Source organism: Sneathia sp. DSM 16631, from assembly GCF_014892235.1.
GTDB classification, from domain to species: domain Bacteria; phylum Fusobacteriota; class Fusobacteriia; order Fusobacteriales; family Leptotrichiaceae; genus Sneathia; species Sneathia vaginalis.
This window is the reverse complement of the sequence record NZ_JADBHL010000051.1, coordinates 1-267: the sequence shown is the minus strand read 5'-3', so window position 1 is coordinate 267 and position 267 is coordinate 1. Positions and strand designations below refer to the sequence as shown.

Below are 267 nucleotides of genomic sequence, written 5' to 3'. Positions count from 1 at the left end.
AGCTAAATTAGACCTAGTTAACTTTGGATTCAAATTAGGAGCTAAATATACTGGTGTTAAGAACTTAACATTAACTGCTGATGGTGTATTTGGTGGAAGACATCACTCTGCATATGATCAATTATTTAAATTCCCTGCTTACACAACAGGATATGTTAAATTACATGCTGGTGCTAAATATGACTTCAAGTTATTAAATGACAAATTAGTTGTAAGCCCAGAAGGTAATGTAACTGCTAAATTTACTGATATATATGCTGGAATATG

Annotated in this window: 1 protein-coding gene; it reads left to right on the top strand. The window is 31.8% G+C overall.

Annotation, left to right across the window (positions count from 1 at the left end):
- On the top strand, positions 1–267 hold a 267-nt coding region (locus IMK15_RS06375; protein WP_192942295.1), incomplete at both ends, for a hypothetical protein.